This is a genomic window from Halomonas sp. KM-1 (genome assembly GCF_000246875.1).
In the GTDB taxonomy this organism is placed as follows: Bacteria; Pseudomonadota; Gammaproteobacteria; order Pseudomonadales; family Halomonadaceae; genus Halomonas; species Halomonas aerodenitrificans.
Map to the genome: position 1 here is coordinate 19,712 of NZ_BAEU01000018.1, position 14,258 is coordinate 33,969.

The 14,258-nt window shown below is 63.8% G+C and carries 11 protein-coding genes; 3 read left to right on the forward strand and 8 right to left on the reverse strand.

The features are described from left to right. Positions 1–55: 55 nt before the first annotated feature. The 4 genes from glmS to B8115_RS01395 form a co-directional block, all read right to left on the reverse strand. Positions 56–1,891, reverse strand: coding sequence for a glutamine--fructose-6-phosphate transaminase (isomerizing) (gene glmS / locus B8115_RS01380; RefSeq protein ID WP_010625941.1), 1,836 nt, complete (start codon positions 1,889–1,891; stop codon positions 56–58). A gap of 20 nt (positions 1,892–1,911) precedes the next feature. After that, the gene (gene glmU, locus B8115_RS01385) at positions 1,912–3,279 is read right to left on the reverse strand and encodes a bifunctional UDP-N-acetylglucosamine diphosphorylase/glucosamine-1-phosphate N-acetyltransferase GlmU (RefSeq protein WP_010625942.1); all 1,368 of its coding nucleotides are present in this window, start codon (positions 3,277–3,279) and stop codon (positions 1,912–1,914) included. A gap of 96 nt (positions 3,280–3,375) precedes the next feature. Beyond that, positions 3,376–4,446, reverse strand: coding sequence for an FAD:protein FMN transferase (locus B8115_RS01390; protein WP_010625943.1), 1,071 nt, complete (start codon positions 4,444–4,446; stop codon positions 3,376–3,378). Positions 4,447–4,477: 31 nt separating this feature from the next. Next, positions 4,478–5,290 (reverse strand): undecaprenyl-diphosphate phosphatase, encoded by an 813-nt coding sequence (locus B8115_RS01395; protein WP_026037803.1) that lies wholly within the window; start codon positions 5,288–5,290, stop codon positions 4,478–4,480. A 353-nt stretch (positions 5,291–5,643) separates the two neighbouring features. Here B8115_RS01395 and mgtE (B8115_RS01400) point away from each other — a divergent pair, with 353 nt between their 5' ends. From mgtE (B8115_RS01400) to B8115_RS01410, 3 genes are all read left to right on the forward strand, one after another. After that, positions 5,644–6,996 (forward strand): magnesium transporter, encoded by a 1,353-nt coding sequence (gene mgtE, locus B8115_RS01400; protein WP_010625945.1) that lies wholly within the window; start codon positions 5,644–5,646, stop codon positions 6,994–6,996. Positions 6,997–7,096: 100 nt separating this feature from the next. Continuing rightward, on the forward strand, positions 7,097–8,437 hold the full coding sequence (mgtE, locus tag B8115_RS01405) for a magnesium transporter (RefSeq protein ID WP_010625946.1): 1,341 nt from the start codon (positions 7,097–7,099) through the stop codon (positions 8,435–8,437). Positions 8,438–8,502: 65 nt separating this feature from the next. Continuing rightward, positions 8,503–9,660 carry a cation diffusion facilitator family transporter gene (locus B8115_RS01410; protein ID WP_010625947.1) on the forward strand — a complete coding sequence of 386 codons (1,158 nt, stop codon included), beginning with the start codon at positions 8,503–8,505 and terminating at the stop codon, positions 9,658–9,660. 288 nt (positions 9,661–9,948) lie between these two features. Here the strand turns inward: B8115_RS01410 and B8115_RS01415 are convergent, their stop codons facing one another. The 4 genes from B8115_RS01415 to mgtE (B8115_RS01430) all read right to left on the reverse strand — a co-directional run bounded on the left by B8115_RS01415 (position 9,949) and on the right by mgtE (B8115_RS01430) (position 14,202). Continuing rightward, positions 9,949–10,296, reverse strand: a complete 348-nt coding sequence (locus tag B8115_RS01415) for a hypothetical protein (RefSeq protein ID WP_010625948.1) — start codon at positions 10,294–10,296, stop codon at positions 9,949–9,951. A 76-nt stretch (positions 10,297–10,372) separates the two neighbouring features. After that, positions 10,373–11,047: a hypothetical protein gene (locus B8115_RS01420; RefSeq protein ID WP_010625949.1), complete on the reverse strand. Its 675-nt coding sequence runs from the start codon at positions 11,045–11,047 to the stop codon at positions 10,373–10,375. Between the two features lie 104 nt (positions 11,048–11,151). Then, a complete protein-coding gene (locus B8115_RS01425) occupies positions 11,152–12,210 on the reverse strand; it encodes a magnesium transporter (RefSeq protein WP_010625950.1) in 1,059 nt (352 codons plus the stop codon). A 615-nt stretch (positions 12,211–12,825) separates the two neighbouring features. Continuing rightward, the gene (gene mgtE, locus B8115_RS01430; RefSeq protein ID WP_010625951.1) at positions 12,826–14,202 is read right to left on the reverse strand and encodes a magnesium transporter; all 1,377 of its coding nucleotides are present in this window, start codon (positions 14,200–14,202) and stop codon (positions 12,826–12,828) included. Between the last annotated feature and the right edge of the window lie 56 nt (positions 14,203–14,258).

Sequence of the window (14,258 nt, forward strand, 5' to 3'; positions counted from 1 at the left end):
TCAAGTCGAAGTTTAACGACAGAAAACGTGAAAAGTAAGCTGAAGTATCCCGAGTTCACTCCACCGTTACCGATTTGGCCAGATTACGCGGCTGATCGACGTCGGTTCCCTTGAGTACCGCCACGTGATAACTCAACAGCTGCAGCGGCACGGTATAGAGAATCGGTGCCAGAGCGTCGTGCACGTGGGGTAACGGCAGCACCCTGACGCCATCTTCCTCCTCGATGCCGACTTGCTCGTCGGCGAAGACGAAGAGTTCGCCGCCACGGGCGCGTACTTCCTGCAGGTTGGACTTGAGCTTGTCGAGCAATTCGTCATTGGGAGCGACGGAAATGACCGGCATCTCGCTGTCCACCAGCGCCAGCGGGCCGTGCTTGAGCTCGCCGGCGGGATAGGCCTCGGCGTGGATGTAGGAGATCTCCTTGAGCTTGAGCGCGCCCTCCAGGGCGATAGGGAAGTGCGCGCCGCGCCCAAGGAAGAGGGCGTGATGCTTCTCGGCAAAGGCGGTCGACAGCCGCTCGATGGCATCATCCAGTTTCAGCACCTGGCCCACCAGCTGCGGCAGCGAGCGCAGCCCGGCCACCAGCTCGGCCTGGGTCTCGGCCGCCAGCCCCTTGACCCGCCCCAGAGCCAGAGTCAGCAGCATCAGGGCGGTGAGCTGGGTGGTGAAGGCCTTGGTCGAGGCCACGCCGATCTCAGGGCCGGCCTGGGTCATCAGGGTGAGGTCGGACTCCCGTACCAGGGAGCTCCCCGGCACGTTGCAGATGGCCAGGCTGCCGAGATAGCCCTGCTCGCGGGCGAAACGCAGCGCCGCCAGGGTGTCGGCCGTCTCGCCGGACTGCGACAGCGTGACGAACAGGGTGTCGTCCGGCACCACCACCGTGCGGTAGCGGTACTCCGAGGCGACTTCCACCTGCACGGGGATGCCGGCGTAGCGTTCCAGCCAGTAGCGCGCCACCAGACCGGCATGATAGCTGGTGCCGCAGGCGACGATATGCACCTGCTTGACCCGCTCGAACAGCGCTTCGGCATCGGGGCCGAAGCACTCGACCGGCACCGCGCGCTCGCCCAGGCGCCCTTCCAGCGCAGCCGCGATCACCGCCGGCTGCTCGAAGATCTCCTTCAACATGTAGTGACGGTATTCGCCCTTGCTGGCGGCGCCGTCGCCATGCTCGAAGGTATGCGTCTCACGCTGCGCGGCTTGCCCCTGCGCATCGTGGATCTCGATCCGGCCGCCGTCGGAGAGCCGGACCACGTCACCCTCCTGCAGATAGATGAAACGGTCGGTGACCTGCAGCAATGCCAGCGGGTCGGAGCCGAGGAAGGCTTCATCGATCCCCACCCCCACCACCAGCGGACTGCCCTTGCGCGCACCCACCACGACGTCGGGCTCGTCAGCATGTACTACGGCCAGGGCATAGGCACCTTCCAGGCGAGCGAGCACTCGCTGTACGGCGGCCAGCAGGCCGCCGCCATGGCGGTACTCGCGCTCCAGCAGGTGCGCCACCACTTCGGTATCGGTCTGCGAGGAGAAGACATAGCCGTCGGCCTTCAGCTCGCGGCGCAGCGGCTCGTGGTTCTCGATGATGCCGTTGTGCACCAGCGCCAGCCGGCTTCCCGACTGGTGCGGATGGGCGTTCTCCTCGCTGGGCTTGCCGTGGGTGGCCCAGCGGGTGTGGGCGATACCGCAGCGCCCCGGCAGGGCTGCCTCATCGAGCATGGCTTCGAGGGCTGCGACCTTGCCCAGCGCGCGACGGCGCTGCAGCTCGCCATCGGGAGAGATCACCGCCATACCGGCCGAGTCGTAGCCGCGATACTCCAGGCGCCTCAAGCCTTCGAGCAGGATGCCTTCCACGTTGCGCTCGGCAACGGCACCGACGATTCCACACATGACGATTCCTCGCGCTGTTGTCAGTCTCGGGTCTTCTTGGCCGGTCGCGCCCAGTCGGCCTTGCCGATCTGGCGTCCACGGGAAACGGCCAGGGCGTTGTCGGGCACGTCCTTGCTGATGGTCGAGCCGGCCCCCACCGTGGCACCTCGCCCGACGCTGACCGGCGCCACCAAGGCGGTGTTGGAGCCGATGAAGGCATCGTCGCCGATGTCGGTATGGTGCTTGTTGGCACCATCGTAGTTGCAGGTGATGGTACCGGCGCCGACGTTGACGCCGCGACCCAGTCGCGCATCGCCCACATAGCTCAGATGATTGATCTTGCTGCCCTCGCCCACTTCGGCATTTTTCGTCTCGACGAAATTGCCCACCTTGGCACCCACCGCCAGGCGCGTTCCCGGGCGCAGCCGGGCAAAGGGCCCGATGCGGTTGTGGCCGGCCGCCACGGTCCCTTCGATCACGCTGTGTGGCTCGATGACGGTTTCGGCGCCGATATGGCTGTCGCGAATCACGCAGTGGGGCCCGATGCGCACCCCTTCGCCCAGCTCCACATCGCCCTCGAACACGCAGCCGATGTCGATCTCCACGTCATGACCGCAGCTGAGACGACCGCGCACGTCGAGGCGTGCCGGATCGATCAACGCCACGCCCTGGGCCATGAGCTCGTCGGCAATCCGCATCTGGTGGGAACGCTCCAGGCGTGCCATCTGCTGGCGATTGTTGACCCCTTCCACCTCCATGGCATCGGCCGGCTGGGCCGTGGCGATGGCCACCCCCTCGGCGGCCGCCATGGCGATGACGTCGGTGAGGTAGTACTCGCCCTGGGCGTTGTCGGCGGAGAGCTGCGGCAGCCAGCGCTTCAGTTGGGCCGCGGTCATGGCCATGATGCCGGTGTTGCATTCGCGGATCGCCAGCTCACGCTCGCTGGCATCCTTCTGCTCGACGATGGCCACCGCCTCGCCGTCAGCGTTGCGCAGAATACGGCCGTAGCCGGTGGGGTCGCCCAGGGTCACGGTGAGCAGCGCCATGCACGACTCGCTCACTTCGGCCAGCAGTGCCGCCAGCGTCTCGCGACGGATAAGCGGCACGTCGCCGTACAGCACCAGCACCTTGCCGTCACCCAGGCCATCCAGCGCCTGAGCCACGGCATGGCCGGTGCCCTTCTGTTCGGCCTGCAGGGCAAAGCGTACCGGGTATTCAGCGAGTGCCTCGCGCACCCGCTCGGCACCGTGGCCGACCACGACGTGCAGGCGTTCCGCCTCGAGTTCGAGGGCGGTATCGAGTACGTGACGCACCATCGGCTTGCCGGCCAGGCGATGCAGCACTTTGGGCAGGGTCGAACGCATCCGCGTACCCTGCCCGGCGGCAAGGATCACCACATCCAGGGTCATCGAAGACTCCTTGTCCATTCGATTGGCTTCAGTTCATCAGGGACCAGGCGGTACCCATCGCTCAACATGGACCGTACACCGCTCTTTGCCGGCGGTTCAGCGCACCTCGAGGTCCATTTCTTCGCTCAGCTCCCCACCGAAGCGTTCCGCGAAGGCCGGGCTCGCCACGCTCCGCCAGCCTTCGCCTTCACGTACCAGCAGCAGCACCTTGAGGTCCTGCTCACGGGCCAGGGCCAGACTCTCCTCTTCACCCAGCACCAGCATCGCCGTGGCCCAGGCGTCGGCCCAGGCATTCGAGGGGTGCGCCACCGTTACCGAGGCCACCCGATGTTCGATGGGATGACCGGTTCGCGGATCGATGGTGTGTGAGAAGCGCCGCCCCTCCTCTTCGAAATAGTTGCGGTAATCGCCGGAGGTGGCAATCGAGATATTCTGTACCGGCACGATCTGCGTCGCTTCCTGACGGTCGTCCAGCGGTGCCTCGATGCCGATGCGCCATGGCTCGCCGTCAGCATCACGGTAGCCGCGCGCCACCAGATCGCCACCCAGGTTGACCAGATAGTGTTCGATGCCTTCGCCATCCAGGTAGGAGGCCACCCGGTCGGTACCGTGCCCCTTGGCCACACCGCCGAGATCGACGAACACGTCGCGCAACCGGCGCGCCTGCATGGCGTTCTCGTCGACCTCGATACTGTCGGGCCCCACCTCGGCAAGACGGGCCTGCAGGGTCTCGTCATCCGGCACTTCCCGCGGACGGGCCTCGGAGCCGAAGCTCCACAGGTTGACCAGCCCGCCGATGGTCACGTCGAAGGCGCCGTTGCTGCTCTCGGCCACCGACTGGCTGATTGCCAGCACCTCGATCAGCTCGTTGGAGAGCGGCTGCCACTCCCCCACCGGCGACTGATTGAAGGCTATCAGCTCCGCGTCTTCACGATAGATCGACATGGACGCATCCACCTGCTCGAGCACTTCGAGCAGCCCCTCTTCCAGTTCGCGCGCCTGCCCCTGGGTCAGACTGTCGGCGATGGTCACCTGATAGAAGGAGCCGAAGATGGCGCCTTCGAGACGTACCGGCGAATCCAGCGGACGGTCGTTTTCGGAGCATCCACTGAGAAGCAGCATCAGGCTCAAGGCAAAGGCTGCCACGGGACGCAGGACAGAGGTCATGATATCAGGACTCCTCGATAGAGTAGGCGGGCTACCAGAAGATCCACAGCAGCCATAACCCAAGCACGATGCGGTAGACAACGAAAGGCTGCATTCCGATCCGCTTGATGAAGGCGATGAAGTAGTGAATGCAGATATAGGCGCTCACCCCCGACAGCACCACCCCTGCCGCCATCGCTTGCCAGTCGATCTCGCGCGGCACCTGCAGCGCTCCGTGGATTTCCAGACCCGACGCCAGGGCTGTGACCGGGATCGACAGCAAAAACGAGAAGCGCGCCGCTCCCTCACGGCTCATGCCCAGCAGCAGCGCCGCCGTCATGGTGATGCCGGAGCGCGACGTACCGGGGATCAGCGCCAGCGCCTGAGCGGCACCGATCAACATCGCATCGCGCAAGGTAAGCTGGTACTCACTTCGCCCCGCTCGCTTGTTCCAGTCAGCATATCCCAGCAGCAGGCCGAAGCCGATCAGGGTAACGCCGATCAGGATCGGCGAGCGCATGCTGACGCTGATGGCGTCATGCAGAATGAAGCCGCCCACGCACACCGGAATCGTGGCCAGCAGCACCCACCACGCCAGCCGGGCATCCGGATCTTCGACGCCCTGGCGCAGGCTGCGACGCCGCAGCGACATGACCCAGCTGGCGCCCATGCGGCGCAGGTCGTGACGGAAATAGAGCACCACCGCCAGCAGGCTGCCCAGATGCACCGCCACGTCGAAGGTCAGCCCCTGGTCGTCCCAGTCGGTGAGCACCGGCACCAGAATCAGATGGGCGGAACTCGAAATCGGCAGGAACTCGGTCAATCCCTGAACCACTGACAATATAACGACTTGGAGCCAATCCATTCCTGGCACTCTCCCGATGACAAGGCATATGCAGTGCAGCAAAAGCACGATCGGACGCGAAGAGGATACACGCCCCCTTCCCGATTGTCCGCCGTAAGGCGTTACAATTCCGCGGCTCGTGCCGATATTGCGGATCGGCAATGACCGGCCTAGAATGCCCGCGCCACCGAATGGCGGCGACACCCCATTTTCCCGAGGACGTTATGGAACCTCCGAGTCGACAGACAACGACGGACATTCCAGCTATCAGCGCTGCACCGCCGCGCGCGCCCCGGCCCTTGCCGGACCTGACTCTCTAAGGTCCAGCCAAAGGCTTCTGCGCGCACGTGCCGATGCGCGCCAGGAGCCCGACCATGAGCTATGCCATTCTCGCTGCCTCTCTGCGCAGCGCCATGCAGCGTCGCGATCAGGAAGCCATCGAGCGCCTGATCGCCGAAATGCAGCCGGCCGACCTGGCCGAATTCGTCCAGCACGAGCACACCGATACCGTGCTTTCGCTCCTGCAGCACCTGCCGCTCGACCAGCGTGCGGTGGCGTTCGGCTATTTGAGCGTGGCGCTGCAGGAGGAGCTCGCCGCCACGCTGACCGACAGCAAGCTTGGCGAACTGCTGCAGCACATGAACGCCGACGAGCGTGCCGACCTGTTCAAGCTGCTCGACGAGGATCGACAGCAGGCCTTGCTGCGCACCCTGGCCAAGGAGGAGCGGGAAGACCTGCGCAAGCTGGCCAGCTACGAAGAAGGAACGGCCGGGGCGATCATGACCTCGGATTACATGGCCGTGCCGATTGGTATCCCGGTGGCGGAAGCCTTGAAACTGGTACGCACCAAGGGGCCGGATGCCGAAACGATCTATCAGATCTACTGCATCGACGAGGCCGAGCGTCTGGTCGGTACCCTTTCTCTGCGTGAGCTGATTCTCGCCGCGCCGGACGCCCTGGTACGCGATCTCATCACCGAAGAGATCGTCTGGGCCAGTGTCGACACACCCCAGGAGGAAGTGGCCAAGCTGATCGCCCGCTACGACCTGCTGGCCCTGCCCGTGATCAATGGCGGGGAGCGCCTGGTGGGCATCGTCACCTATGACGACGCCATGGACGTGGCCGAGGAAGAGGCCACCGAAGACATGCACAAGGGTATGTCCATCGGCAAGCTCGGTGGCAGTCTGCGCACCGCCAGCCTGTTCGATCTCTACCGCAAGCGGGTGGTATGGCTGGTGCTGCTGGTGTTCGCCAACATCTTCTCCGGCGCCGGTATCGCCTACTTCGAGGAGACCATCGAGGCCTACATCGCGCTGGTGTTCTTCCTGCCGCTGCTGGTGGACAGCGGCGGCAACGCCGGCTCCCAGGCCGCCACCCTGATGGTGCGCGGCATGGCCACCGGCGACGTGCGCACCCGCGACTGGACCCGGCTGCTGGGCCGCGAGGTGCTGGTGGCCATGGGGCTGGGCCTGACCATGGCGCTGGCGGTATCGGTGGTGGGCATCTTCCGCGCCGGTACCGAGATCGCCATGGTGGTGGCCATGAGCATGGTGCTGATCGTGATCGTGGGCAGCCTGATCGGCATGGTGCTGCCGTTCATTCTCAACCGCATCGGCTGGGATCCGGCCACCGCCTCGGCGCCACTGGTGACCTCGATTGCCGATGGGGTCGGTGTGTTGATCTATTTCGCCATCGCTACCTCGGTGCTGGGCCTGCCAACCATCTAGCCATGCCCGCTGGCAACGGCCAGCGGTGTCATCTCCCTTCAATGAACAAGCGCTATCACAGCCAGAGGCTACGGCCCCTGGCTCGCACGGGAGAGCTGCCATGAGCTACAGCATCATTGCCGCCGAATTGCACAAGGCCCTGCAGGACCAGGACACTGCCCTGGTCGAAACCCTGGCCAGCGAACTGAATCCGGCCGACCTCGCCCAGGTCGGCCACCATGAGCCGGCGTCGAGAATGGCCGTGCTGCTGCACTGCGTGCCGCTCGACAAGCGGGCCGCCACGCTGGGCTTCCTGGAGCCACAGGAACAGTTGGCCGCTACCGCCGGCATGCCCGTATCGGAGCTAGCCGAGTTGGTCGCGCACATGAGTGCCGATGAGCGTGTCGACTATTTCAAGCAGCTCGACAGAGAGCGTCAGCAAACCTTGCTCAAGGCGCTGCCGCCAACGGTGCGCGACGACCTGTTGAAGCTGGCTCGACATGCGGAAGGCACGGCGGGCGCCATCATGACCTCGGCGTTCATGGCCATTCCCGCCTACTACAGTGTGGCTCGCGCCATGCAGACGTTGAGGCTCAAGGGCGCCGATGTCGAAACCATCTATCAGGTCTACTGCATCGACACCTCGGGGCGCTTTCTCGGCACCGTGTCGCTGCGTGAAATCATCCTGGCCAGCAGTGAGAACCAACTGGCCGAACTGATGACCGAAGAGGTCATCTGGGTCGGCATCGACACCCCACAGGAAGAGGTGGCCAGACTGATCGCCCGCTATGATCTCCTCGCCTTGCCGGTACTGGAGGGTGAGCGCCTGGTCGGCATCGTCACCTACGACGACGCCATGGACGTGGCCGAGGAAGAAGCCACCGAGGACATGCACAAGGGTATGTCCATCGGCAAGATCGAGGGCGGGCTGCGCAGCGCCAGCCTGCTCGATCTCTACCGCAAGCGGGTGATGTGGCTGGTGCTGCTGGTATTCGCCAACATCTTCTCCGGCGCCGGTATCGCCTACTTCGAGGAGACCATCGAGGCCTACATCGCGCTGGTGTTCTTCCTGCCACTGCTGGTGGACAGCGGCGGCAACGCCGGCTCCCAGGCCGCCACCCTGATGGTGCGTGGTATGGCCACCGGCGACGTGCGCAGCCGCGACTGGGCCCGACTGCTGGGCCGCGAGGTCTTCGTCGCCGCCGGGCTGGGCCTGACCATGGCGCTGGCGGTGTCGGTGGTGGGCATCTTCCGTGCCGGCACCGAGATCGCCATGGTGGTGGCCATGAGCATGGTACTGATCGTGATCGTGGGCAGCCTGATCGGTATGATCCTGCCGTTCATTCTCAATCGACTGGGTTGGGATCCGGCCACCGCCTCGGCGCCGCTGGTGACCTCCATCGCCGACGCTTCGGGGGTGCTGATCTACTTCGCCATTGCCACCGCCGTGCTGGGCCTCTAGGCGCTTCAATTGGCTCAGTGTAAATGAGAACATATAGCAGTTGGATGCAGGGAGCTCGAACGACCATGATCTCGACTGACGATCAGGCAGTGCACAGCCGCGATGCCAAGCGCGCCACCTACATCGCCGCCTGGCTCGACGGCCTGTTGGGCTGTGCCAAGGTGGTGGTGGGCACGCTGGTCGGTTCAGCGGCCCTGGTGGCCGACGGCATCCACTCATTCTCCGACCTGATCACCGACGGCTTCGTGCTGGCGGCCACCCACTATGGCCGCCAGGGCCCCGATCATGACCACCACTACGGCCACGGTCGTATCGAGACCCTGGCCACCCTGTTGCTGGGCAGCGTGCTGATATTCGTCGCCGGTGCCATCGCCTGGTCGAGCCTGCTGCGGCTGCTTGCCGGCACCGAGATCGCCGCTCCGGGGATCTTGGCGATGCTGCTGGCGCTGGCGGCCCTGCTCGCCAAGGAGTGGCTGTTTCACTACACCATGCGTGTTGCCAAGCGGGTGAAGTCGAAGCTCCTCGAGGCCAACGCCTGGCACTCGCGCTCCGACGTGCTCTCCACGGCGGTAGTGCTGGTAGCCCTTATCGGTGCCCAGTTCGGCTTCGGCTGGCTCGACGCCGTGGCGGCGGTGATCGTCGGCCTGTTGGTGGGCAAGGTGGGTTGGGATCTGCTGTGGGAGTCGGCCCGCGAGCTGGTCGATACCGCCCTGCCGGCCGATGCCCAGCAGCAGATGCACCAAGTCGCTCTCGAGGTGCCCGGCGTGGAAGGCGTGCACGACCTGCGCACCCGCCAGTCGGCGGGTCACGCCATCGTCGACCTGCACGTGGTGGTGGGCCCGCGCATCAGCGTCTCGGAGGCTCACGAGATCGGCAACGAGGTCAGCCGCCGGCTGCGCCTCGCCTATCCCGCGCTCAGCGACGTGACCTTTCACATCGATCCCGAGGACGACGCCGGCGAGGGCGATCCCAGCCGCTTCCCCGGCCTGCCACTGCGACCCGAGGTGGACCGTGTGCTGACCGACCACTGGTCGTCGCATCCCTGCTGGCCCCATATCGAACATTATCGGCTGCACTATCTCGAAGGACGAATCAGTGTGGATGTGTTCATGGATTGCCAGCTGTCCTACTCGGAACTCGCGGCGCTGCCCCGTCAGCTGAGCGACCTCATTCACGACGTGCCGTGGCTGGCAGAGGTCGAGATAAAGCAGAACGTGCGCTGAAACCCGGCGTCCGCCGTGCTAACATCGCCTGTCCAGTCGACGCCTAGCGCCGGCGCTCCCCACTCGTCGCTCTCAAGGAGTTCGCCATGGCCGCCGACATGATCGTGCCTGCCGTTTCGCTCATCGCCATTCCCTTCTCGCTGCTGCTGACGGTTATTCTGTTCGTCGCCATTCGCTCGATCTTCGAGCATCGAGAATGAGTCCGTCGAGTGGACGAAGCAAGCGTGGGCAATAAATGAAGAAGGCGGCTATGTAGCCGCCTTTTGCCTGTCTCTTCCTACTTTGACTTTACGGTTCGCGTTCGGCCAGCCTCGACGCCATCAGCACGATGGCCTTGCGCGTGGCAGCCTGCAGAGTGCCTTCGTCGTAGTCGACCTCAACGAAGCGTGGCTCTAGCAATGCAGGTTCCTCGACGCGCACCCGCCTGACTCGCTTGCATACGCTGACCCTCAAGCCCAGGCGAGCCTGGAGCTGACTGGCGTCCCGGCTGCTTTCCAAAGGCTGCCAGCGCTTTTCACCACCGCTGTGCATGTCCTGCTGCACGAGACAGCAGCGCTTGGCATCCCACTGGCCGTGAATGTTGGCCGCCTTGGCCGCCTGGAGCAGCACCGCGGGGTTGTGGATGGAATAGGTCATCTCGCTCACCTCTTGTTCCCGGGAGGTGGTTGAATAGCAGGGCTGGAGCCACCAGGGGCCCGCAGCCCTGCCGACATCAGAAGGCGTAGGTCAGAGCCAGGGTGTAGGCACGGGTGTTCTCCCCACCCAGCTCCCTTTCGAAAAGGGCATCGATCAGCACTTTGTCGTCCAGCAGCGCCAGCCGGGGGCCCACCTCGATACTGCTCTCACTGCTGCTGCGGTCATTGCCGAACACATTGGCAATCGCCACCAGCGGCCCGGCGATTCCGACTTCGCTGCCAAGCCCCCAGGTCAGGGCGTTGCGTGTCTCCGCACTGCGCTCCCTCTCCCAGCCCAGATTGAAGTGCACCAGAGCGCGCTCGTCGGCAAATCCCAGCGTGAGCGGCACCAGCGCATACTGGGTTTCCCAGCGGCTCATTTCAGTCAGGTACTCGCTACCGACGACCAGGCCCAGGCCATAGCCATGCGCTTCGAGGCTGGTGAATAGCATCTTGGCTTCGAGGCCATAAACCTGCTCGCTCTCGCCCTCCTCATGCTCGTTGCCGAACACCGCGGTGAACTGGTAGTTCCCGCCGGGACGACAGGTGGGTGAGACGTAGTTCTGATGGCCTCCACCGTCGATACGGGTATGCCAGAGATCGATGGAGCAGCTGTTGGCATCGATCAGGGCGGCATCGTCCACCCCGGCCACTGCAAGGGTGGGCAGCAAGGCGCAGAGCAGACCGCCGGCAAGACGTCGTGGTTGGAACATGGTGTGATCTCCCATGAGCGAAGCATCGCTTCGGAGAGTTCTCCGGCATGCCGGGGAGCTCGATGAGTCCCGATAAAAGTACCTGTCAATGCCACTTGCTGACTTCAGCCTGACACGCCCAGCAGCCAGCCGGCCATCAGGAAGTACACGGCCAGGCCGGTGAAGTCCTTGATGGTGGTGATGAAGGGGTCGGCTCCCGGCGCATGGTCGACGCCGATCTTCAGCATGATATAGGGCAGCAGGAAACCCAATACGCTGGCAGCCACCACCGAGACGAACAGCGATACGCCGACCACCACGCCCAGCATCGGAATGCCGTTGGGCGCGCCCTGCCAGGCCCAGGCGATGGCACCGGCAAGCGTGGCCAGCAGCACCCCCATGACCAGACCGACACGCAGTTCGCGCAGCAGATGCTTGCGGAAGAACTGCTTCAGGTCGATATGCCCCAGCGCCAGGCCGCGGGCGAAGATGGTAGTCGACTGGGTGCCCACGTTACCGCCCATGTCCATTACCAGCGGGATGAAGATCGCCAACGCCACCAGCGACTCCAGCACGCCTTCGAAGTGATCGATCACCCCGCCCACCAGCATGCCGCCGGCCAACGTCACCATGAGGAACATCAGCCTCACCTTGACCGGATAGCCGATGCCACCGGAAGTGAGCTTCTCGCTGCGCACGGCGTCCTGATAGTGGGTCACGTCACCCACGCCCGCCTTCCAGTAGATGTCGTCGGAGGTCTCTTCATCGAGAATGTCCATGGCGTCGTCGAAGGTCAGCACACCGCGCATCGCACCGCTTTCGGAGAGGATCGGCAGCAGGGCAACGTCATGCTTCTGCAGCAGTCGCGCGGCCTCCTCCTGATCGGTGCTCTCCCGCACGAACAGCGTCTCCCCCTGGAGCAGGTAGTGAACCGGCTGGTCGGACTTGGCACGCAGCAGGGCCGTCAACCGCACGAAGCCCAGGTGACGGCCGTCGTCGGCGTGCACGAAAACGATCCCCATCATCTCTTCGGGCAGCTCCGACCACTTGACCATGTCCAGCACGTCCTTCGCCAGTGTATTGCGGTTGACCCTCAGGAAGGTCTGGCGCATGGAGTTGGAGATCGGGTGAGCCAACTTTTCGCCGCCAGCCGCTTTTTTCAATGTCAGGACTTGAGTCGCCATCGTTCTTTCCTTTCGCTTATTTAAGGCAAAAGAATGCCATGGCCGAAATAAATTAATATTTAATTTCGGCAATAAAAACCCATGAGACTTTAAATAAAAGGCTCAATGGCAGCAGATTGTCAGTGACGCTCGCTCAAGACATGCCTGTCGAATCGCAGACACGACAACGCCTCGCAAGGCCACGAATGGCGCGAGGATAGACGCTTGGTGGGAAATACGATGGCTCCAGGCTCACTCTGCCTGGAAAGGCTGCATCCGGGGGAGGCAGATTTTACAGGCAGGGGGGAAGCTGGGTCATCTCCGCCAGGCGAAAACTCCCGCGCTTGGATAATCGACTACTGGGGTCTTCCATGGATTTCCACCTTGCCTATGTTGATGTTGAACTACGCGGCGAACCTTAAAACAGCTAATTTGATGTGTCAACTAACTTCATGTCGTTACCATTTAAATATTCAGCACTGCTGCACAGTCAATTTCAAGCCGTACTCAGACACACGGCACGAATGCCTCGGCAAGCGAACAGATACCGCCCTTGCCAGCCAGGCCGGGCGGCTCGACCGGTCACCGCCTTGCTGGCAATGACCAACCAAACCGCCTGGCGCTGGTGTGGTCCTTCTAGCCTCCCGGCAGGCCCAGCACAGCCGTTGCCAGGGCAAAATAAATCAGCACCCCCGAAGCATCGGCGATGGAGGTCACCAGCGGCGCCGAGGCGGTGGCCGGGTCCCAACCCAGTCGATTGAGAATGAACGGCAGGATCATACCGATCAGGCTGCCCACGATCACGATCAGTACCATGCTCATGGCCACCACCATGGCGATCTCGGTGCCGGCACGGAAGATGCCCACTACCGACACCGCCAGCGCCATGGTCAGGCCCAGCCCGGCGGCGACGAAGACCTCGCGACCCAGCAGCTTGGCCCAGTCACGGCTGCGCACGTCGCCGGTGGCCATGCCGCGCACCATCAGGGTGGCGGCCTGGGAGCCGGCGTTGCCGCCGCTGTCCACCAGCAGCGGCAGGAAGAACACCAGCGCGATGTAGGCCTCGATGGTCTCCTCGAAGTAGGCGATACCGGCGCCGGAGAAGATGTTGGCGAACACCAGCAGCACCAGCCAGACGATACGCTTACGGTAGAGATCGAACAGGCTGGCGCTGCGCAGCCCGCCCTCGAGCTTGCCGATGGACATACCCTTGTGCATGTCCTCGGTGGCTTCCTCTTCGGCCACGTCCATGGCGTCGTCGTGGGTGATGATGCCAACCAAACGCTCTTCATGGTCGATCACCGGCACGGCCAGCATATCGTAGCGGGCCACCAGACGGGCGACCTCCTCCTGCTCTTCGTCCACCGGTACGCTGATAACATCCTTGATCATCAGGTCGTCGACCTGGGCTCCGGGCCGCGCCACCATCAGCTGACGCAGCGACAGGGTGCCCGCCAGCTTGCCATCCTGGTCAATGATGTAGAGCTGATAGACGGTTTCGGCATCCGGTGCGGTCTGACGAACACGCATCATCGCCTGGGACACGGTCATGCCGCTGGGAATCGCCACGTAGTCCGAGGTCATGATCGAACCCGCGGTGCCCTCTTCATAGCTCGCCAGGCGCTTGAGGTCTTCACGCTCCTGGCGTGCCATGCGCCGCAGCAGCCCTTCGCGCCGGTCTTCATCCAGCAGGTTGAAGAGATCGGCACGCTCGTCCGCACTCATCTCCTCCAGAACCGTGAGCAGCACCTCATCGCTCATCTCACGTGCCAGGTCTTCCTGAAGATCTTCGGGCAGATAACCGATGATGTGCGCTCGCCGATCCAGCGGCAGGCGGTCGAGCAAGGCGAACACGGTCTGGTTGTCCTGCTCCTCGGCAATCTGCTCGAGGATCTCGGCAATGTCCGCCGCGCGCAGCTCGGGCAAGAGTTCATCCAACCGTTCGCGGTCGTCGGCCTGGTGGGCCTCCAGTAGGGCGTCTTTCTGTTCTATCAGGGTCTCGTTCAAGGACATGGCATCCTCCTGACGCCGCAAAGTGGGAGTTAGCCGGCCATGCTAGCAGCCGACCG